The organism is candidate division WOR-3 bacterium, from assembly GCA_039801725.1.
Classification (GTDB): domain Bacteria; phylum Hydrothermota; class Tepidihabitantia; order Tepidihabitantales; family DTDR01; genus DTDR01.
On record JBDRVE010000013.1, the window covers coordinates 1 to 17877 of the forward strand.

Genomic DNA, 17877 nt, shown 5'->3' on the forward strand with positions numbered 1-17877 from the left:
ATTGAAACTTAGAATACTTTCCTCAATTAGTTTTGAGAAGTCGCTTGTTTTTAGCCTACCTATAAGGGATTGAAACATATAATATTCTCGGGTTTCAGCGTAAGTTGCGTAATTTCAAGTTTTTAGCCTACCTATAAGGGATTGAAACCCTCTCTCAGCCCGAATAACTAACTCATTAGAAATCCAGTTTTTAGCCTACCTATAAGGGATTGAAAAGGGTTTTTCAATTGGTTTATAAAAATTAAAATATAAAAGATGGAAAAAAACCAAATTTTAAAAGAGGGAATCTAATATAATAAATGGTTAATCTATTAATGTGGAATTTGGTAGTTAAACTTTTGAGGGATTTTTTGAAAATGCCAAATTATGTTTGCCTAACCTTGAAAATTAATAAGAAAATTAGGAAATAATAAGAAGAGGATTTCTTCAAGGAGGGGTAGGATACGGGGTAGGTCCTCAATGCCAGAACATTGGAATGATTATTAACAGTAATAATAATGTTTTTATTAGCGGTAATAACAAGGTTTTTATTAATGTTAATGTCTATGCTTTTATTAATATCTTTAATAATAAATTTATTTTTTATAACCTCGCAGGACTTAAATCACAATAGATGGTATTGCTCCCCTACTTATATCCCCACCAAAAATAAAAGTAATGATATTTTAAAATAACCTTTGGCAAGTTTCGCAAAAGTAGGTTCTTCTTTTGGTCTTTCCTAAATATTTGATGTTGATTCTTGTTTGACAATTTGGACAAAATTTCTTTCCGTAGATAACTAATTTCTCTTTCAATCTTAAATTTTTCTTTCTAACAAGGTAAAAATCATAGGAGAAGGATAAACTTTCTTGAATTAGTTTGTCAATATCTTCGCTGGGAATATTTTTCCCAATACTTAAAGGATGGATTTTCGCTCTAAAAAGGGCTTCGTTTTTTATGATATTACCAATGCCAGCAAAAATATTTTGGTTTAAAAGAAGGTCACAGATAAAGTCGTCAGAATTTTTAACCATCTCCTTGGTTTTCAACTTGTCAAACTCTTTGCTCATAATATCAATGGTTGGGTCATACCGAAAATTATCTTTTTCTATAATCTTTACTGAGGTGTTGTAAAAGTTTAATACCGTATCTTTAAATTTGAGTGATAGCCTTTCTTTTTTTCCTTTTCTCTTCTGGTTTATTCTAAAAGAACCGTACATTAGGAAATGGATTACGAGATAAAAGGAATCAAATTCTAAAATTAAATATTTTCCCATAGATTTCACATCTAACACCTTTTTGCCAATTAAGAGTTCCTTTTTCTCTTTGGTATTGCCACTAACCATAATCGGAATTTTCCCTTTAAGAAAAGATAATTTTTCTTTGATTAAATAGACACCGGGTCCTTCCATAACCCCTTTCTTTTAAGAAAATTAATAGCTCTGATTGCGCTAACCTCTTTGTCTTTTATTTCTAACATAATATCAAAATCAGAATCAATCTTAATAATTTCTTCTAAAAAGATGGCGAAGTTCTTTAAGTTTATCCTTTGGGTATGCCTGCCTAACTTGGTAAGCCCTTTTTGAGAACTATAATCAATAATCGGCGGACCATCCTCGGGTCGCCAGGTTTTTATCACATCCCGTAGAATTTCGCCAAACCTTTCCCCACAATTATTTAAACGATAATGGAAATAATCAGCAACAATCGGTATCCCTAATCTTTCACTCAGGTATAAACAATCCTTTAAGGTATATAACCGCTCATCATTCTCAATAACTAATCTCTCTTTTAAAGATGAAGGAAGTTTGTTATAATTTTTGATAAATCTCTCTATTGCCGATTTTTTGTCTCCATAAGCACCACCAATATGAATCTGAATTTTGGCATCCCTTTTTGTATCTAAACTTTCAAGTAGTTTTAAATGGTAAAGGAGTTCTTTTATGCTTCTTTTGACTATCTCATTATCAGGAGAGTTTAAAACCACAAATTGGTCAGGGTGCATACCAACTCGGATGTTATACTCTTTAATCTTTTTACCAATTTCGGTTAGAATATCTTTAAAAATCAACTCCCACTTTATCCTGTTCACTGGATGGGAAGCAAAAGGAATCGTATCCGAAGAGATTCTGAAAAAATAAATCTGATTTTTAAAGTTAAAATCAAGAATTTCTAATAGACATTTTAAATTGTTTTCCACTTTTTCTATAAATAGACTCTTGCTAAAAGAGGAAAGACGAAAAGTTTTATCCGGACGACACTTTAAAGTCCGATTGATACAAGGATAACCAATCCTAATCATCAATAAATTTAATTTTAATAAAAATTGAGAAAAAATCATCTTATTATTTAAACTCCTCAAAGGCTCCTAAGAAAGAGTTAAAGAGTCACATAAACCAGTGAGGAGATTATCTTATAATCCTTTGATATTTATTATTTTAGATTATTTTATTTCCACCCGATTATTGCCCTATATCGCTGATAACTATGTTTTAGCCATTTAAAATTTCCCTTGCCATTTGCCTTTTTTTGTGCTATATTTATATATAGTAATATATATAGTAATAGAATAGAAGAGAGAAGAATTAAAAAGTGTGAAATATAATAATTATGAAACTTTAAAAAAGTTAGTAAAATTTAATATCTATTTTTTTCATTCCGGGTTCTTCCCAAAGTTCAGGTCTTCCAGTTGTAATTACGAAACTTCGATTACCACTTTAAAATCTCTAATTCCTTGTGCTGGATTAATAAACAGTTTTTGGTTTGTGAAAGGGGCTTTTAAGACTCTCTTGGGATATCTTAACAACCTTCTGATTATTCCTGGAATAAATCTCTCCTAAGAGGTCTTTTTAAAAAATAGAAAAAAAGATATTTAATTAAGTGGTAAAAATTAATTTAGCAGAAACTTTTAAAGTTAAAATACCAACCAAGTTGATTTTATCAATTCCAAACATTTTTAGCAAATAAATTAGAAAGGAGGTTAAGAGGTATGGAGGTAAGAAAACCAGAGAAACAAGAGATAGGAAAATTTTTTGATCTTCTTAAAGAGAGAGGTTTATTGGGTGATGGAAGCAGACGTTGCTATCTTGGTTATGACTTTGGCATTCTTAGTCATGTTAGTTATGATTTTAGTTTAGCATTAATTCCGGATTTTGATAAATATCCAAAAGAAATTCTTATTGGTAGTGATGTATTGGTAGAAATGGGGGGCATTTATGTAAAGATGAATAAGGTAAGCTTTTTTGTTCCGAAGGAGTTTATTGTAAAGGTATACGAATTCTGGAATAAGTTTGGTCTTTATTACCTATACTTAATGGTCTATTTTTCAGCAGAAGCAAGCATAATAATGGGGAAGAAATTAAAGGATACGATAAAGGATACAATAATATATAAATCATTAGGTGTGGATTTGAAGGAATTAGCCCTTTCGGATGTAGAATACCAATTATTTAAAGTCTTTGGAGGTCTTTTAGTGAAGTTTCTAAATTATTTGGATAAAAAAGGAGAAATTGATTGGATAATGAGATTCCTTTATAAGCAGTTTGGTAACGGTTTATCTTTTGAGAATTTCAAATACATTTTTTTAGATGATAAGGATTATTATAAAATTGCTGATAGGAGAGAGGTGATCAAAGTCGTTTATCCTCTATTAAAAGTGAATGGTTATTGGTAAGTTAAAAATGGAAGAGATCAAAGATATGACAAGTTATTTTCTAAATTTTTTTCAGTTTAAGGTGAAGAGATATATTATTGAGGAGGTTGATGTTATTAAAGGTTATGTTGTTTATTGGTTGGATTATTTAGGTGTTAAAAGGAGGTATAAGTGTCGTTTGGATGATGTTAAGAAGGTTTGGTTTAGTGAGGATGGCAAGTTTTTAGAAGAGTTTTTAAGATAGAAGAGAGAAGGTTAGTAAAATGAAAACAAAGTTAGAAAAGAAAACAAAGATAGAAAAAAGAAAAAAGTTAAAGGAGAGAGAAATTAGGGATGAGAGGGCGTATTCTTTTGTGGAGAAGTTAGATACGGAGTGTTATAATAGTGTTTCTACTTGGCATAATCCTAAGTTTGGTGGTAAGCATTCGGTTGATAAGGTGTTGGTTTATGTAGTGAAGCTTCAGGATCGTTTTTTAGTTGCTGTTCGTTGTTTTTATTGTAGGGATTTAATGGCTTCTTGTGAGATTATTGGGGATAATCTTTCTGGTGTTGATTGGGAACGGGTTATTGATAAGGTGAGGGAGTGTTGGAGGTTTTTTAAGGTTAAGGATAAATTAGCATTCTTTAAACAGAATTTAGTTTAAGATGGAAAAATTTAAGGGAAAAGTGTGTAGAGAGGATGTAAAAAGGGTGTGGAGTACTTTGAAGACTAAGAAGGAGAAGGTGAGGTTTTTATTTAAAAATCCTTTGAAGTTAGAGGATATTCCGAAGGATATTTTAGATGAGATAATGGCGGATGTAGATTTAAGGTTAGCGTTATTGGATGGTTATGATTTTAAGGATAATGATGTAGAGTTTTTAGCTGAGTATATTGTTAAGGGTCAGATTGGTGATTATTTATCTTCTCAGATTTTATCTAGCAAGATAAGTGATGAGGCGAAGGTAGAGTTTAAGGTTTTGTTGTTGTTAAGGAGTAGAAATGCAAGTACAGATTAGGAAAAACAATGAGGTTAAGGTTATCTATCGCGTCATAGAATTTCTTCCGGTTCTTTCGATAACATCGGAGTGATTCATGAAAAGAGGAATTATTACTTCCGATAATAATTATCAAAGCAAATCTCCCAAAAGAAAAATTTTTAAAATAGAATAAAGGATTTTAAGAATTTTTATCAGATGTTTAAAAATAATTTAACAAAAACTTTTAAAGTTAAATTATCATCTTCGTTAAAGTGTTTTAATACAATATGTTTAAAAAAGATGAAAGAGAAGATAATAAAAAAAGATGCCTCAATTTCCATTTCCGAATTGGAAGTTATCGTTTCGCAAATATCGAATTCTTATGCCGAAATAAGTGTCAGGTGTCCTTATTGTCATAATTTAATCTGTTCTTTCGGTTTGAGAGGTTATTCCTTAGAGGTTGAGGAATCTGCTCCTAAAATAGATTGGCAAAAAGTAATTGAGGTTTGCCGAACCGAGTATATAAAACAAAGATTTAATAAGATGATTTTTGATTATCCATTTATTAAAACCCAGGTTTCAGTATCCGAAAAATCGAAAGTTTAAAAAAGGGAATTTAAAAATGAAAGACCTTTTGAGATTTCTGGTTCTTTTAATAAGGGTTATCTACAAAATTACCGCAGGTATAATTTTAGGAGTTTTCTTTATTCTTTTTATTCTTATCAAAACTGCTATTCGCTTAGCCGAAGAAAGGGAAAGGACAAGAGCACGAGAGTTGGATATTTTAGAAAGAGCCTTAGAAGACCCAAGATTTGACGACGAAGAGAGAAGAGCAATTTTTGAAAGATATCTTGATTTGAAATACGGAGAAAGATTTGGTAGAAGAAGAGAAAGATATTTCGGCTCTTCCGATGTTTTTAGAAGAAAGAAAATATAAAGAACCAAGATCTGAGTTAAAAAGATTATGAAATTACCAAACTTTACTACTCAACAAGTAATTAAAATTTTAAAAACAATGGTGAAAGCGCTTCTTGAGGACCCTAATCGTGTCCTTCCTGCGGTGATGATTTTAGGAAAACCAGGAATTGGGAAAACTTCTATTGTTAGGGAGATTGGAAAAGAATTTCGGATGGAAGTATTAACTTTCTTATTGTCTTTAAGAGACCCTTCGGATTTATTTGGCTCTAAAATTCCCGAGAAAATTGGCGACGATTGGGTGACAAAACTTTCTGTACCACAGGTAATTTCCGAGGCAACTCTTGCTTATAAGAGGACAGGAAATCCGGTGATAATTCTATTTGATGAGTTTAATCACGCTACCCCTATGGTGTTAAAAGGATTGTTTCAACTCTTATTAGAAAGAAGGATGGAAAGTTTTACTCTTCCGCCATCGTTAATTATCTTATGCGGTAATCGGGATTATGAGAATTTAGGTTGGTCAATGGAAGAGTTTCCAATGGCATTTTGGGACAGAGTTTTAAAATTAGAAATGGTGTTTTCTTTAGATGAGTGGATAGATTGGGCACTTAGAAATGGTATGGATGAGAGGATTATTGGTTTTGTAAAATGGAAACCGGAGATTATCTTTATGGAAACGGATGGATTTGTGATAACTCCAAGAACCTTGGAAAGGGCTTCTAATTTGTTGAAAGTAGTTCGGGAGGATATATGGATTTTAAGGACTGTGTTAGGAGATGCTGGATTCAGCGCATTCCAGACTTGGCTAGTTGTTGTTGCTAAAATTAACTTTTTTGATGTTCTTAATAACCCATTTAAGATACAGAGGTTATCTCCTCAAGAGGTATTGGCGTTTACTGTCTCGTTGGCTTCCTACCTGAGGAATACTGATGAGAAGGGATTTCAAAAATGTCTTGTAGCATTTGAAAATTTACCAGAAGAGTATAAAGTGTTTATTCTTCATAGTTGTCCAAAATTCATAGAATGGATAATGGAAAAACATCCTAAGGAATTTAGATTAATAATTGAGCAGTTTGGAAGATTATTAAGGATAGATATCTAAATAATCAAGAATGAGTTCCCAAAGGATAAATAAGGTCTTTAAGAGATTATGGACGAGGAGATAAAAAAGTTAGTCTTTGATTTAACTTGTTCGTTTCCGGAACTAATTTTTCCGTTAAGATTGATAGAAATCCATTGGGAAGAGAAATGGGATATTCCAACAGTTTTGGCTAAGACCGATGGAAAGAAAATATTTCTGAGTCCCGAACTTAAAAAATTTCCTACCTCTGTCCAAGAGGGAGTGATTCTTCATGAAATATTTCATATCTTATTGGCTCATATCCCTCGAATGAAGAAAAGAGATCCGATAATTTGGAATTTAGCGAGCGATGCGGTTGTTAATAAGATTGTGAGTGAGTTTATAAATTTTTATGTTAAAGGTATGGTGACTTTTAGAGATTTACAGGAGGTTAATCCAACAATCAGTGAAGAAGATTCTGTCGAAATAGTTTATTACAAATTAACTGAGAAACCTTTTTTCTTAGGTTGGGGTAGAAGAGAGCGAAATCAGCAAAGAAAAATCCTTAAATCTTTTGATAAATTGGTTCCTAATCCCTATCTTACAAAAGAGGATGAGTATAAAGCAGAGGTTGCATTAGAAAATGTAATTGAAGGAATGAAGAACCGAGGTAAAGATCCAGGAATTTTGGAAGAGATTCTTATTTTAAGAAGAAGGAAAAGAAGATTACCGAGGAAAGAATTAGGTGAAATTTTAAAGAGAGGGATGATAGTTGAAGATTATTCTCAGGAGTTAGATATAAGAAGGTGGCATGATTGGCAAACCTTTGGAATTTTTTATCCTCGACCGATTTGTAGTGTAAAAAGACCAGTCATCGTTGTGATAGATTCTTCCGGTTCCACTTCTCCTTGGTGGAAATCCTTCTTGGAAGAAGTGGTCGCAATTACGAGAGATAAGACGGATGTATATTTGATTCAAATCGATGCAAAGATTCAGGATATCAAAAAGATAACCACCGTTCCAAAAGAGTTGAAGTTGAAAGGAGGTGGTGGAACAGATTTCAAGGAGTTTTTCGAGTTTGAATGGCTTAAGAAGATAAGAATGACAAGAAGAGAATTAAGGAATTCTCTTATTTTCTTCTTTACTGATTTGGTTGCCTATGGAGTTCCTGAAATTTGTCCAAAAGAAATTGACAGAAAGAAATTTTATTGGGTTTTGATAAATAAGGTTAAGATTCCTTGGGGCAAAGAAATTCCTTGGTATGAATTAGGAAGAGAAGATTACGAGGATGATTAATTATTAAATGGAAAAAAGTAATGCTTAAGAAGAAAAGAGTATGGATAAAATCCGGTAAACTATCAAAAAGTTTAAGATGATTTAGGAATTTTGATAAAATGAAAAAGTGTCCAAAGGTAGAGGGTTTTTATGGCTTACTTTCTCAAGTCTTAAGTAACCGAGTCCGAATAACAAAATAAATGAATTCTTCGCAGATATTATTAAATAAATTTCTGATTATCTTGCTGAGAAAGATTTTGAGATTTTTGAAAGGAAAATTTTAGAGTCGATAAAAATGGTAATCCAATCGGATATCTTTTCTCTTTACTTTGATAATACTTGGACAGTTTTTCAGATAAAAATTAGAGATCCTTTAACTAAAAATATCATCTTTCAGTTGCGGTTATTTTAAATAATTTTATCTTTTTGATATTTATTGTGGTTTTTAAAAAAAGATTTTATGAATATGCCTAATAAACAGATAAAGAAAAAGAAAAAAGAGGTGGATTTACTTTCAAAGAAAAAGTTAATTCTTGAGGAGTTTGAGAAAGAGTTAAAGGAAAGGTTTGAGAAAGATTATCCTTCCATAGAGGTATTTTTTACCTTGGGAGAAGTTTATATTAATATTGCTTTAAGGAAGGAATATAAATATTTTGAATTCCCGTTACCAATATCTATTTTAGAGAAATATGCAAAAGAGGAAGAGAATTTTAAGGGATTTAAGGAGAGGGTTTATCAGTTAATAAAAGGTTTTTGGGAAATACGATTCGACAAGAAATTTGTAAGAGATTTTTATGTTCTTTTAAAAGTTCTTGGAAAGATTTAGGAGCGAATATGAGATATGAAAAAACTTTTAGAATGGTTAAAGGGGGTTTAAAAATTAGAGAAGAAAATGTTTGAAAAAAAGAAATTTGCGAAGTCTTTTATAAAGAAGGAGCATCTTCCAGAGATTATTTATTTTAGAAGAATGATAATTAAGAATTGGAGAATATATTGTAGAGTGTCAAAAAATTTAAAGATGGGTTTCATAAAGAAGGAAAAGGTTTTAGCAATGATGGATTTTGTGAATTCCTTTGATTTAAGAGATATTTGTTTAACTTTAATAGAATTAAATATGCCAAAAAATTTAGAGGTAGTGTTCAGCAAAGTTATTAAAGGTTCTGTGATTAGTTGGACTGATTTTTTTACTTTGGATGATATAAATGAAATGAATAAAAAGGAATTTGAAACATTCTTGTTTTCTCACTTTGGGAAGTGGTTGTTAGAAAAATATGTTTTTTATAATGAAGAGGAGATTTTGTGGAATTTTATTTTAAAGTATAATAAAATTCTATAAAAGAATTAATACTTTTTAGTTATTGGGAGGAGATTTTTATCGATGTTAGATAATGTAAAAAGTATGAAGGTTCAACAAAAGGGGCGAAAATGGAGTTTGATATTGATTTTCAATATTTTTTGTTAAAATTAATAATTGTTAATGTAACAATTTTATGCTCTTTGAGAATTCGGAAAGATAAAAGAAATCAAGTCTGATATGGGTTTTAGTTTGTTATTAGGGATTGAAACTATATAATAATTTTGCGTTTCTCTTATGGAATTAAAAGGAAAAGTATTAAAAAATAAAATTAATATCCTTTCTCGGTTTAGGAGGGAAAAATATGGTTCCTTACAAGCAAAAAATTTTTGGTAACCATTTAAATAGAATGAAGAAAGGGTGTGTATTATGTTTAGTTTTAGAAACAGAAAGACATTTTCGGTAGGAGAGATTAGAAATTTATTAGAGAAAGATGGTAAAGTGGTCTTGAGAAAGGAGAATCCGGCAAAAGGGATAGTGGAGTTTTGGCATTGGAGGTACGATGGAAAGTATGTAAGGGGTGAGTATTCTTATACCAAAGGTTCAAGTGGTTACATTGTGCATCTATATAAAAGGCAGTTACCTTTAAGCAGCGCGGTGCAGGAGATAAAGAGTAAAGTCTCATCAGGTTGGGAGTTGATTTGGTGATTCATAATTATCGACAAAGGAAAATTTTAATTAAAGATAAGGAGTAAAAATAGAATAGAGAAGATATTTTAATTTTGAGACGCTTGTTGCCTTTTAATGAAGGATTTGGATGACGGTGAATGGAAGAGTAAAGGAAATTATTTAATTATTTATCATCTTATGAGAATCAAAATTTCGCTTGACATTTTGTCAAATTAACTTATATTATATATAAAAAACTTGGTGAAAGTTAAGGAATTAATATTTTTGGTTCTTCCGGTGGAAAGATTGCTGCAAGTAAATAAAAGAAAGTTCTTAGAGTGTAAAGCATCGATGCTGTTTTGGATATTAGTAATTTTCCCATTAGTATTTTTAGAATTTTTATTACAAAAGAATGGTATCTTCTTATCCCTTTTCCTTAGCATTATTTTAGCACAATTTCGAAATTTATGAATTTAAGGAGTTTAGTATTATGTTTAAAAGTTAAAGAAGAAAGTGGAATGTAATAATGTGCTGTGTATTTTTGGCAAAGAGAATGGAAGATTAATAAGTTAGGTGTTAGTATTGGAGGTATCCATCAGAAACACTGAGATTAAGTATTCGCTACTCTTATTGTCAAAATCTTATAGTTTCTTGTGGGGCGGTGGTAATTCAAAAAATTATTGGAAAATGGATTGGAACTATTTAATAAATATCGTGAGATACATTCTCGCTGTTCTTTCTCAGACCAAAAAGGTTGGTTTTTTAATCATCGAAAGATTAAAAAGTAGAGTAAATATAGAAAAGAGAAGGAAAATTTTTTGGTTATAAAAAAAGATAAGTTAATCAATTGGGAAGAATGGAAAAAATGGAGTAAAAAGAAGAAAGAGGGATTTCTTCACCGTTTAAAATTTAATTCTCTGAGTGAAATTCCCGAAAAAATTTTAGAAGAGATAATGGCCGATGTTGATTTAAGATTGGCACTGATAGAGTCTCATCACATTCCTAAAAGGGATTTTAAAATAGTAAAAAAATATTTTATTAGAGGCAATGTTGGTGCTATTACTTGTCGTAAGTTAATTGCTGCTTTTGATAAAAAAGAACGAGATGAGTTAAGAATTATTCTCTTTCTATCTCGACCCGATTTATACAAAATTGCTGAAAAAGAGTGTAAAAAGTTAGATAAAATAATGTTAAATTATAAAAATAAATTAAAATAGAATAAAAGAAGTTTAAATATCAATGGAAGTATTTACTCAAATTAATACAACTCAATATAAAAAATTATTAAAGTTTTGTTTACAATATCCCGATTGGTCTTTAATGGTGGTGGGCAAGGCGGGAATTGGTAAAACGCAAATCGCAAAAGAGATAGCCACGGAGGCTAATGCGGGTTTAGTAGAAATTTATCTCTCAATAAGAGAGCCCTTTGATTTAATCGGAGCAATTTTCCCCGTTAAAACCGAAAAAGGAATGGTTTCAGTAAGGGCTATTTCGGAAATTATGAAAAGGGCTTGGGATGAATATAATAAGAAACAGAGAGTGGTCCTATTATTTGATGAATTTACCCATGCAAATAAAAATGTCTTGAAGTCTCTGTACCAATTGCTTTTAGAAAGAAAAATAGAAGACCAAGAACTACCACCTAACACTTTAACAATTCTTATTGGAAATTTAGACTACGAAGGTTTAGGTTGGAGTATTGAGGAGTTTCCTAAAGCCTTTCTTGATAGGTGTATCCGCGTAGAACTAACCTTCTCTTTTGATGAATTTTTCGATTACGCAATAAAAAGAGATTTCCATCCTTCCATTTTAGGATTTATAAAATGGAAACCAGAGATGGTAGAAAAATTAACTCCCCGAACCTTAGAAAGATGCTCTAACACCTTAAAGATTATAGAGAATTTAAATCTCAACGAAAAAGAAAAGAGAGAGATGGAAAATCTGTTGTTAAAAGTGATAATGGGTGAGGCTGTTTACGGTACTTACAAAATTTGGAAGGAGACTTCTGCGGTGAATGTTTTTTATATCCTTGATAATTTTGATAAGGTTAAGTTGAGTGAAGAGCAATTTATTGCCTTTGTAATCCAACTTGCTTATCTTCTCAAAGATAAATCCTACTGGGATAAAGTAGCAAAGATAATTTACAAATTTCCTCAAGAATTGCTTCTCTTTCTTTTACAAAGCAATGAGGAATTTAAATGTTATGTGATGGATAAATTACCCGAACGAAAGAAAATTTTTAAAGTATTTAAAGAGATATTGGATAAATAAAAATGGATAAGAATATTGAAAAAAAATTAAGAAAACTTAAAGTTAATGCCATTTCCCTTTTTCCAGATGTAGGGTATACTTTTCTTTTCGTAAAGTTTAAAATTGATCCCAATATTCCCTATCCGGCTTTAACTAACGGAAAAGAGGTAAAGATTCACCCTGATCTTTTTTTCTCTCTCTTTAATGATAAAGAGCAATTATTTATATTTTTCCACGAACTTCTGCATATTCTCTTACTTCATTGTTATCGAATAGAACGCCGCCAATTAGAAATATGGAATTTAGCCGCTGATGCGGTAGTAAATAATATTTTAAAAAGAGATTTTGGTATGGAAGTTCCTAAATCAGCAATTACTATTGAATGGTTAAATACGCTTTTCCGAGCAGGAATAAAAGAAGAAGATGGAACGGAGGTGATTTATCACAAATTAGAGGAAAAAATCAAAGATAAGAAAGAAAAGGAAGGTTGGGTCTATGATATGGTTAAGGGAAAACTATTTATTGATATTGAAAAGAGTGAGAAAAATGAACAAGATATGGTCGAAATAATACCGGCCATCTTAGAAAAACTCGTGGAAGTCTTGAGAAGAAGAGGTAAGGAGCCTGGTTCTTTAGCATTAGAGTTAGAAAGAATTAAAGTTAAGAGAAAACTCCCCCGGCGAGAAGTAGCAGAGGTAGTAAAACGGACCTTCGGTGATGCTGCCCTCTCTCTTTTAAATCCAAAGAGATATTATCTTTATGAAGAATACGGTGTATTTATACCTCTTTATGAGGCAGAAGAAGAAAGAAAGTTGATCCTCGTAATTGATTCCAGCGGCAGCACCTCTCCTTGGTGGCGAGATTTTTTTAAAGAAGTTTTCGCAATAGTGGCTGAAAAAGTAAAAGTGCTATTAATTCAAATAGATGCAAAAATCCAAAGCATTGAATGGTTGGAAGAGGTTCCTCCATCTTTGGTATTGAAGGGTGGCGGAGGGACAGATTTTAAGAAATTTTTTGAATTCCAATGGATAAAGAAAGCCAAGATTTCATATAGGGAATTAAAGAAGGCATTGATTTTCTTTTTTACTGATTTGGATGCTGACGGTGTTCCTGAGAAGCCTCCTGTCCAGATTAATCCCCAAAATTTTTATTGGGTGCTAATAAAACCAAAAAAGATTCCTTGGGGTAAAAAGATAGATTGGTGGTTATTAAAGGAAGAAAGAAATTCCTAAAAAGAAATGAGATACGAAAAGATAGTTATTATTGATACTGGGGGAGATTTGTATTTTAGATTAAAAGATAGCGCTGGCTGGACCGCCGGCGAATTAAAATTTTGTCACGGTGATAATTACCGATTCTATTCGTTAGAAGAAACATTAAACTTCCTTAATGACTGTTCAGGAATATTGGTTTATGACGGGGAAAAATGTTATTTAAAGGTTAACAAATTAAAACAAAAATTTCCTCTTATCAACATAAAATTAACCAATTTTCCTTTAGAAATATACTATAAAGGGAAAAAGGGAGATTTATTTGCTCTTTTTGATGAGGCGGATGATAATTGCGAAGTTTATAGCGAGATCGATGAATCGGGAATTGAATATTTTAAGATTAAAGTTAATGCCTCAAGAAAAAAGATAGACTTTCTCAAAATGAAGAGGTTTTGCTATATCAAAAGAAATAAAAATTATTCTGACTATTGGTGTTTTGAATGGCGTTCTACCAGCAATAACTTTATAAGTATTGAAAAATTTAAAATATTTTGGGACTGGCTAAAAGAAAAGAGCGAAAGGAATGAATTAATATTAAGTGTTTCCGATGATAATTCGACAGTTAACATTAAGTCTTTTCATTCCTTTAAAATACCGATAGAGGTTTTCTTTTTGATAAAAGAAAAAGGTGATTTGAATGTTCTGAGATTATTAGATTATTTTTCTGAGGAGGATATATAAAAGAAAGGAGAATTATGGTAAGATGGCGATACGAAATAAAAAAAGATAAGTATAAAAATAAAATTAGTGAGGTAGCCTTTATTGCCGTCGCCGAACGGAAGTATCAATACGTTTCCTTTTCTTTTCCATCTAACTTAAACTTTCAGGTAACCGAAGAACTTGCCCAAATAAAAAAAAGGATTGGTTTCTATTGCCATAATTTTAAGTTTGGAGTATTTTATAATCAAAGGGCAAAAGATGTTAAACTTATAAATATCAAAAATTTGAAACTTTCTATATCAGTTCCTTTGATTTCCTTTCTCTCTTTTTCTGATTTTAAAAAATTGGTTGAAGAAGAGAATGTCTGGACTTTGAAATTTGTAGCGGAGAAGAAAAAAGGAAAAATTCATTTTCTTTTAGATGATTTAAAGGTTAATATAATGATTGGTAATTTAGATAAATATCAAAATTTAAAGGCATCTTTTGTAAAAAGAGCGGAAGATAATTTTTTAATGATTCTTTTTGGTCATAATTATTTTTCTCTAAAGGATTATAAACCACTGATAAAAAAATTTAATTATATCAGGATTGGTAAGCTAGGAAAGGAGATTATTCTGAGAATTCCGTTCGAAATTCCTTTTATGACCGAAGAAACTAACCTATTAGAATTTATCCGATCAGCAAAAAAAAACAAAAAGTTTTAAAATTTTAAGTTGATTGGTATTGGTTAGCGATGTTAAATAATTTGAAACATTATAAAGATAAGATGTGGAAAATTAAGAGAAGGGAGAATACCTTTATATTAAAAAGAAATAACAAATTGATAACAATATCTTTCGGAAAAGAAAGTCCAATCTATTTTTGTGAAGATAGAGCAATTTTGTCAAGATTGCCAGGTGTTTATTTTCCTCATCTTAAAAGAAGTGTAGTGATTGTTCCTTCTTATAATTATACCTCTGAAATAACCCACTTAATTGATGGAATTTGGTTTTCTAAAATCAAAATAGAAGAAAGAGAATTAAAGAAAATAAGAAAATTATTGAGGAGTCCTATGGCGATAAAAATTAACATATCCTTTGACCTGATTAAAAGAGGTGAAGTTGCTAGTTACTATGATAATGAAAAGGAAAGTATTGATAAATCGCTAACAAAAGCAAACGCTTCTTTTGATTTATTTATAAAACTGAATAAAGATGAAGTAAAGGAACATTGGAATCTTTTAGAAAATATGGATGCCTCAGAGGTAATCTTTAACCGAAATAGGCGGATAATAAGATATTCTAATGATGATAAGTATGCCTTTGAACTTAAGGAATTAGCATTAGAAGAACTATCTCTTTTCAAACCTAAAACGGAGGTAAAAGTAAAGTTTATCAATTTGGTACCTGAGACTATCTATACAGTAAATATTAAGAAAGAAGCAATTTGGTTAGAAGTAAAAGGAGATATTTATTTGGCTGATAAAGAGAAATGGAGATGGATTGCATCAAAAATTCGGAACGAAAAAGATGTAGAGATATTTAATCTGTTAGGCTACCTAGAAAAAGTTTATAGAATTTTCGATTATTAAATAAACTAAAAGAAGTTATTATCTTCCAAAGGATTTCATAAAAGAAAAATTGGTGTTTAAAGGAGGAATAATCAATCTTGCTTTAAGTTTATTCATAGAATGGAGAAGTTTTTTAGCCTACCTATTATGAGGGATTGAAACTCAATGCCATTTTCATAGTTAAGAAAAGAAAAAATGATTTGGAATTATTAACCTACCTATATTTAGAAAAAAGATATAAAAATTGTAAATAATAATGAACGAATTGCCAACTTTAATACTTTTTATTATTATCCTCTTAAACCCTTTTTAATTAATATCTGTAAGAAAATAAAGGATTAATTAAAGGATGGTATAGTAGATAGTCATAGGGATATCCCTATGACTATATAAGTCTTTGATTCATAAGAACTTATAAGTATATACCCCCTCCCCCTATACCTTTGCCTTCTAAATCATTTATTTGTTAATTTCCTCTTCGGTGATTTAAGAAAGTTATTATAAATTGGGCAACTAAAAAATAGATGATGATTTCAAATAAGAGCCGATATCTTGCTTCAGCAACAACACCAGTGGAAAATATTAAAGGTAATATAATTAATAACTCTAATAAAGGTTTATCTTTTATAACTATTTTCACAAAGTAAATTAGAAGAAAAATTAAGAAGATAGATGAATATATTAGAAGAAAAATACCAAAAAAGCCAATTTTTATCAACCGTTCGAAAAGAAAAGTTTTTATCCCTTCTATTATCTTCCCTTTTAAAATAGAAGAGAAAACTTCTTGTTGGATAGGTTTTTCTATCTCTTTATTTAAATAGATTAATAAGGGTTTAAAAGAAATTGGTGATATTAATGTGTTAAAAGAAAAAAGGATATGAGAAGAGAGCAAATGTAAGGGTGCTTTTTTCAGTTCTTTTAAAGATATATCCCTAATTGCCTGCCAATACTCCTTTTTGGTATACTTATCTTTTAACCTCTCTTTTAAATCTCTATTCATTAACTCCCTTGCCTTTTGATAACTTATTTCTTCTTTTAAAGATTTAGCAACCGGTAGATAATAAGAAAAGAAATTGATATAAGGTAAAGTAGAAAAAGTAAAGTAGTTTATCTTTTTATAAATAAGAAAGGACCAAGGAAGAGTAAAAAGATAAGGAATAATAAAAAAGATAAACGCCTTTTTTAAGTTCCTTTTTATAAAGAAATAGATTGCTAAAAAGGGTGGCAAAAGAAGACCAACTGGTTTAATATAAGACAGAAGGGAAAATAATATTAGTGAGATGGTATTTTTATTATTCTTTAAAAATAGGTATGCCAAAAAAAGAGTTATCCCAAAGAATAAATCGGTAATTGGAAAAAGGGAATAAAAATTTACTTGTGGTGATAAGATAAAGAAAAGGGCAAAGAGATAAAAACTTTCTTTATCGCAATATTTTTTTATGATTAATAAGAAAATTATTGATAAGATAAGATAGAAGATAAAACCAATATAAGGTTTTGGAATAATAAGATAAAAGAAGGATAATAAAAATGGAAAAAAGGGTGGTCTTTTTGTATCAAAATTTCCTTCCCTTTCGTAATTAAAAGATAAAGCAAGGTTTTGGGCAAGTTCGTAATACTCCTTCGCATCGCTTATCGCCTCTAAAATTGCCTTTTCATTAGATAATAAAGGAATAAGAAAAAGAAAGCGGATTAAAAGAAGTAGGAAAAATAAAAGAAAATCCCTTTTGAGCATTTTAAATCGCTAATTTCTCTTTTAAAACTTTCAAATTATATATATCTTCTTTATTATATTCTAATAAAATTTCTAAGGCTTTTTTATCACCCAACTTATATTTTTGCCAGAGTTTCACCGCAGTAAACCCATTTATATCTTTTATTTTCCTCTCAATACCTAATTTCTTTTCTACCTGTTTTAAACCACCATAAAGGTTTCTCTTATGGCATTCCTTCATTAGGTCTTTGTGGATACAATATTTTTCTATATCAATATTAAATTTCTTTTTGATAAATTTTAAATCAAAATCAGTGCCATTATAAGTATAAAGGATTTTTATTCTTTTTATTATCCTAATTAATCTCTTAGGATTTATCTCGTTTTCAACCAATTGGATAAATTCAAAATTCCTACCTTTATCTATCCCAAAACCAATTACTGTCAATTCTCCTTTTTCTGGCTCTAAATGGGTTGTTTCAATATCTAAATAGCCTTCATATTTTTTAAAAAATAGGATATTAAATAATTTATAGATTTTATCTAAAATCCTCTTCACCAATTAATTTTGCCAATTTTTATCTTTTTCGCAATAATTTAAAAGATATTATTGATTTTATTGTAAATAA

General features: G+C 30.2%; 21 protein-coding genes. 17 read left to right on the forward strand and 4 right to left on the reverse strand.

Annotation, left to right across the window (positions count from 1 at the left end; translation table 11 throughout):
- Positions 1–665: 665 nt before the first annotated feature.
- Together ABIK75_03930 and uvsE are read right to left on the reverse strand one after the other, a co-directional pair.
- Positions 666–1391, reverse strand: a complete 726-nt coding sequence (locus ABIK75_03930; GenBank protein ID MEO0090234.1) for a DNA-formamidopyrimidine glycosylase family protein — start codon at positions 1389–1391, stop codon at positions 666–668.
- The gene (gene uvsE, locus ABIK75_03935; protein MEO0090235.1) at positions 1367–2320 is read right to left on the reverse strand and encodes a UV DNA damage repair endonuclease UvsE; all 954 of its coding nucleotides are present in this window, start codon (positions 2318–2320) and stop codon (positions 1367–1369) included. Before uvsE ends, ABIK75_03930 begins: the two co-directional genes overlap by 25 nt.
- Before the next feature lie 648 nt (positions 2321–2968).
- Between uvsE and ABIK75_03940 the strand changes: the two genes are divergently transcribed.
- The 17 genes from ABIK75_03940 to ABIK75_04020 all read left to right on the forward strand — a co-directional run bounded on the left by ABIK75_03940 (position 2969) and on the right by ABIK75_04020 (position 15555).
- Positions 2969–3652 carry a hypothetical protein gene (locus ABIK75_03940; protein ID MEO0090236.1) on the forward strand — a complete coding sequence of 228 codons (684 nt, stop codon included), beginning with the start codon at positions 2969–2971 and terminating at the stop codon, positions 3650–3652.
- A gap of 7 nt (positions 3653–3659) precedes the next feature.
- The gene (locus ABIK75_03945) at positions 3660–3875 is read left to right on the forward strand and encodes a hypothetical protein (protein ID MEO0090237.1); all 216 of its coding nucleotides are present in this window, start codon (positions 3660–3662) and stop codon (positions 3873–3875) included.
- Positions 3876–3894: 19 nt separating this feature from the next.
- Positions 3895–4275, forward strand: coding sequence for a hypothetical protein (locus tag ABIK75_03950; protein MEO0090238.1), 381 nt, complete (start codon positions 3895–3897; stop codon positions 4273–4275).
- A 79-nt stretch (positions 4276–4354) separates the two neighbouring features.
- Positions 4355–4627 (forward strand): hypothetical protein, encoded by a 273-nt coding sequence (locus tag ABIK75_03955; GenBank protein MEO0090239.1) that lies wholly within the window; start codon positions 4355–4357, stop codon positions 4625–4627.
- 261 nt (positions 4628–4888) lie between these two features.
- The gene (locus ABIK75_03960; protein ID MEO0090240.1) at positions 4889–5194 is read left to right on the forward strand and encodes a hypothetical protein; all 306 of its coding nucleotides are present in this window, start codon (positions 4889–4891) and stop codon (positions 5192–5194) included.
- A gap of 16 nt (positions 5195–5210) precedes the next feature.
- A complete protein-coding gene (locus ABIK75_03965; GenBank protein MEO0090241.1) occupies positions 5211–5525 on the forward strand; it encodes a hypothetical protein in 315 nt (104 codons plus the stop codon).
- A gap of 27 nt (positions 5526–5552) precedes the next feature.
- The gene (locus tag ABIK75_03970; GenBank protein MEO0090242.1) at positions 5553–6608 is read left to right on the forward strand and encodes an AAA family ATPase; all 1056 of its coding nucleotides are present in this window, start codon (positions 5553–5555) and stop codon (positions 6606–6608) included.
- A gap of 48 nt (positions 6609–6656) precedes the next feature.
- Positions 6657–7862: a VWA-like domain-containing protein gene (locus ABIK75_03975; GenBank protein ID MEO0090243.1), complete on the forward strand. Its 1206-nt coding sequence runs from the start codon at positions 6657–6659 to the stop codon at positions 7860–7862.
- Positions 7863–8301: 439 nt separating this feature from the next.
- The gene (locus tag ABIK75_03980) at positions 8302–8667 is read left to right on the forward strand and encodes a hypothetical protein (protein ID MEO0090244.1); all 366 of its coding nucleotides are present in this window, start codon (positions 8302–8304) and stop codon (positions 8665–8667) included.
- A 174-nt stretch (positions 8668–8841) separates the two neighbouring features.
- Positions 8842–9177, forward strand: a complete 336-nt coding sequence (locus ABIK75_03985; GenBank protein MEO0090245.1) for a hypothetical protein — start codon at positions 8842–8844, stop codon at positions 9175–9177.
- A 387-nt stretch (positions 9178–9564) separates the two neighbouring features.
- Positions 9565–9843 (forward strand): hypothetical protein, encoded by a 279-nt coding sequence (locus ABIK75_03990; GenBank protein ID MEO0090246.1) that lies wholly within the window; start codon positions 9565–9567, stop codon positions 9841–9843.
- Positions 9844–10622: 779 nt separating this feature from the next.
- Positions 10623–11021: a hypothetical protein gene (locus ABIK75_03995; GenBank protein ID MEO0090247.1), complete on the forward strand. Its 399-nt coding sequence runs from the start codon at positions 10623–10625 to the stop codon at positions 11019–11021.
- 22 nt (positions 11022–11043) lie between these two features.
- On the forward strand, positions 11044–12075 hold the full coding sequence (locus ABIK75_04000) for an ATP-binding protein (GenBank protein ID MEO0090248.1): 1032 nt from the start codon (positions 11044–11046) through the stop codon (positions 12073–12075).
- 2 nt (positions 12076–12077) lie between these two features.
- On the forward strand, positions 12078–13286 hold the full coding sequence (locus ABIK75_04005) for a VWA-like domain-containing protein (protein ID MEO0090249.1): 1209 nt from the start codon (positions 12078–12080) through the stop codon (positions 13284–13286).
- A gap of 6 nt (positions 13287–13292) precedes the next feature.
- Entirely contained in the window at positions 13293–14006 is a 714-nt protein-coding gene (locus tag ABIK75_04010) for a hypothetical protein (GenBank protein MEO0090250.1), read from the forward strand.
- A 14-nt stretch (positions 14007–14020) separates the two neighbouring features.
- Positions 14021–14689: a hypothetical protein gene (locus ABIK75_04015; GenBank protein ID MEO0090251.1), complete on the forward strand. Its 669-nt coding sequence runs from the start codon at positions 14021–14023 to the stop codon at positions 14687–14689.
- A gap of 62 nt (positions 14690–14751) precedes the next feature.
- Positions 14752–15555 (forward strand): hypothetical protein, encoded by an 804-nt coding sequence (locus ABIK75_04020; protein ID MEO0090252.1) that lies wholly within the window; start codon positions 14752–14754, stop codon positions 15553–15555.
- A gap of 445 nt (positions 15556–16000) precedes the next feature.
- On the opposite strand, the gene ABIK75_04025 is transcribed toward ABIK75_04020, so the two are convergent.
- The gene (locus ABIK75_04025; protein MEO0090253.1) at positions 16001–17269 is read right to left on the reverse strand and encodes a hypothetical protein; all 1269 of its coding nucleotides are present in this window, start codon (positions 17267–17269) and stop codon (positions 16001–16003) included.
- Position 17270: 1 nt separating this feature from the next.
- Positions 17271–17807 (reverse strand): ribonuclease H-like domain-containing protein, encoded by a 537-nt coding sequence (locus tag ABIK75_04030; GenBank protein ID MEO0090254.1) that lies wholly within the window; start codon positions 17805–17807, stop codon positions 17271–17273.
- Positions 17808–17877 lie beyond the last annotated feature (70 nt).

Excerpts from the sequence above, each read along its gene's own strand:
- ABIK75_03975 (MEO0090243.1), top strand. The coding sequence starts at position 6,657 with ATGGACGAGGAGATAAAAAAGTTAGTCTTTGATTTAACTTGTTCGTTT.
- ABIK75_04010 (MEO0090250.1), top strand. The coding sequence starts at position 13,293 with ATGAGATACGAAAAGATAGTTATTATTGATACTGGGGGAGATTTGTAT.
- ABIK75_03930 (MEO0090234.1), bottom strand. The coding sequence starts at position 1,391 with ATGGAAGGACCCGGTGTCTATTTAATCAAAGAAAAATTATCTTTTCTT.
- ABIK75_03970 (MEO0090242.1), top strand. The coding sequence starts at position 5,553 with ATGAAATTACCAAACTTTACTACTCAACAAGTAATTAAAATTTTAAAA.
- ABIK75_03945 (MEO0090237.1), top strand. The coding sequence starts at position 3,660 with ATGGAAGAGATCAAAGATATGACAAGTTATTTTCTAAATTTTTTTCAG.
- ABIK75_03965 (MEO0090241.1), top strand. The coding sequence starts at position 5,211 with ATGAAAGACCTTTTGAGATTTCTGGTTCTTTTAATAAGGGTTATCTAC.
- ABIK75_04015 (MEO0090251.1), top strand. The coding sequence starts at position 14,021 with ATGGTAAGATGGCGATACGAAATAAAAAAAGATAAGTATAAAAATAAA.
- ABIK75_04025 (MEO0090253.1), bottom strand. The coding sequence starts at position 17,269 with ATGCTCAAAAGGGATTTTCTTTTATTTTTCCTACTTCTTTTAATCCGC.
- ABIK75_03990 (MEO0090246.1), top strand. The coding sequence starts at position 9,565 with ATGTTTAGTTTTAGAAACAGAAAGACATTTTCGGTAGGAGAGATTAGA.
- ABIK75_04020 (MEO0090252.1), top strand. The coding sequence starts at position 14,752 with ATGTGGAAAATTAAGAGAAGGGAGAATACCTTTATATTAAAAAGAAAT.
- ABIK75_04000 (MEO0090248.1), top strand. The coding sequence starts at position 11,044 with ATGGAAGTATTTACTCAAATTAATACAACTCAATATAAAAAATTATTA.
- ABIK75_03980 (MEO0090244.1), top strand. The coding sequence starts at position 8,302 with ATGAATATGCCTAATAAACAGATAAAGAAAAAGAAAAAAGAGGTGGAT.
- ABIK75_04005 (MEO0090249.1), top strand. The coding sequence starts at position 12,078 with ATGGATAAGAATATTGAAAAAAAATTAAGAAAACTTAAAGTTAATGCC.
- ABIK75_03960 (MEO0090240.1), top strand. The coding sequence starts at position 4,889 with ATGAAAGAGAAGATAATAAAAAAAGATGCCTCAATTTCCATTTCCGAA.
- ABIK75_03940 (MEO0090236.1), top strand. The coding sequence starts at position 2,969 with ATGGAGGTAAGAAAACCAGAGAAACAAGAGATAGGAAAATTTTTTGAT.
- ABIK75_03950 (MEO0090238.1), top strand. The coding sequence starts at position 3,895 with ATGAAAACAAAGTTAGAAAAGAAAACAAAGATAGAAAAAAGAAAAAAG.
- uvsE (MEO0090235.1), bottom strand. The coding sequence starts at position 2,320 with ATGATTTTTTCTCAATTTTTATTAAAATTAAATTTATTGATGATTAGG.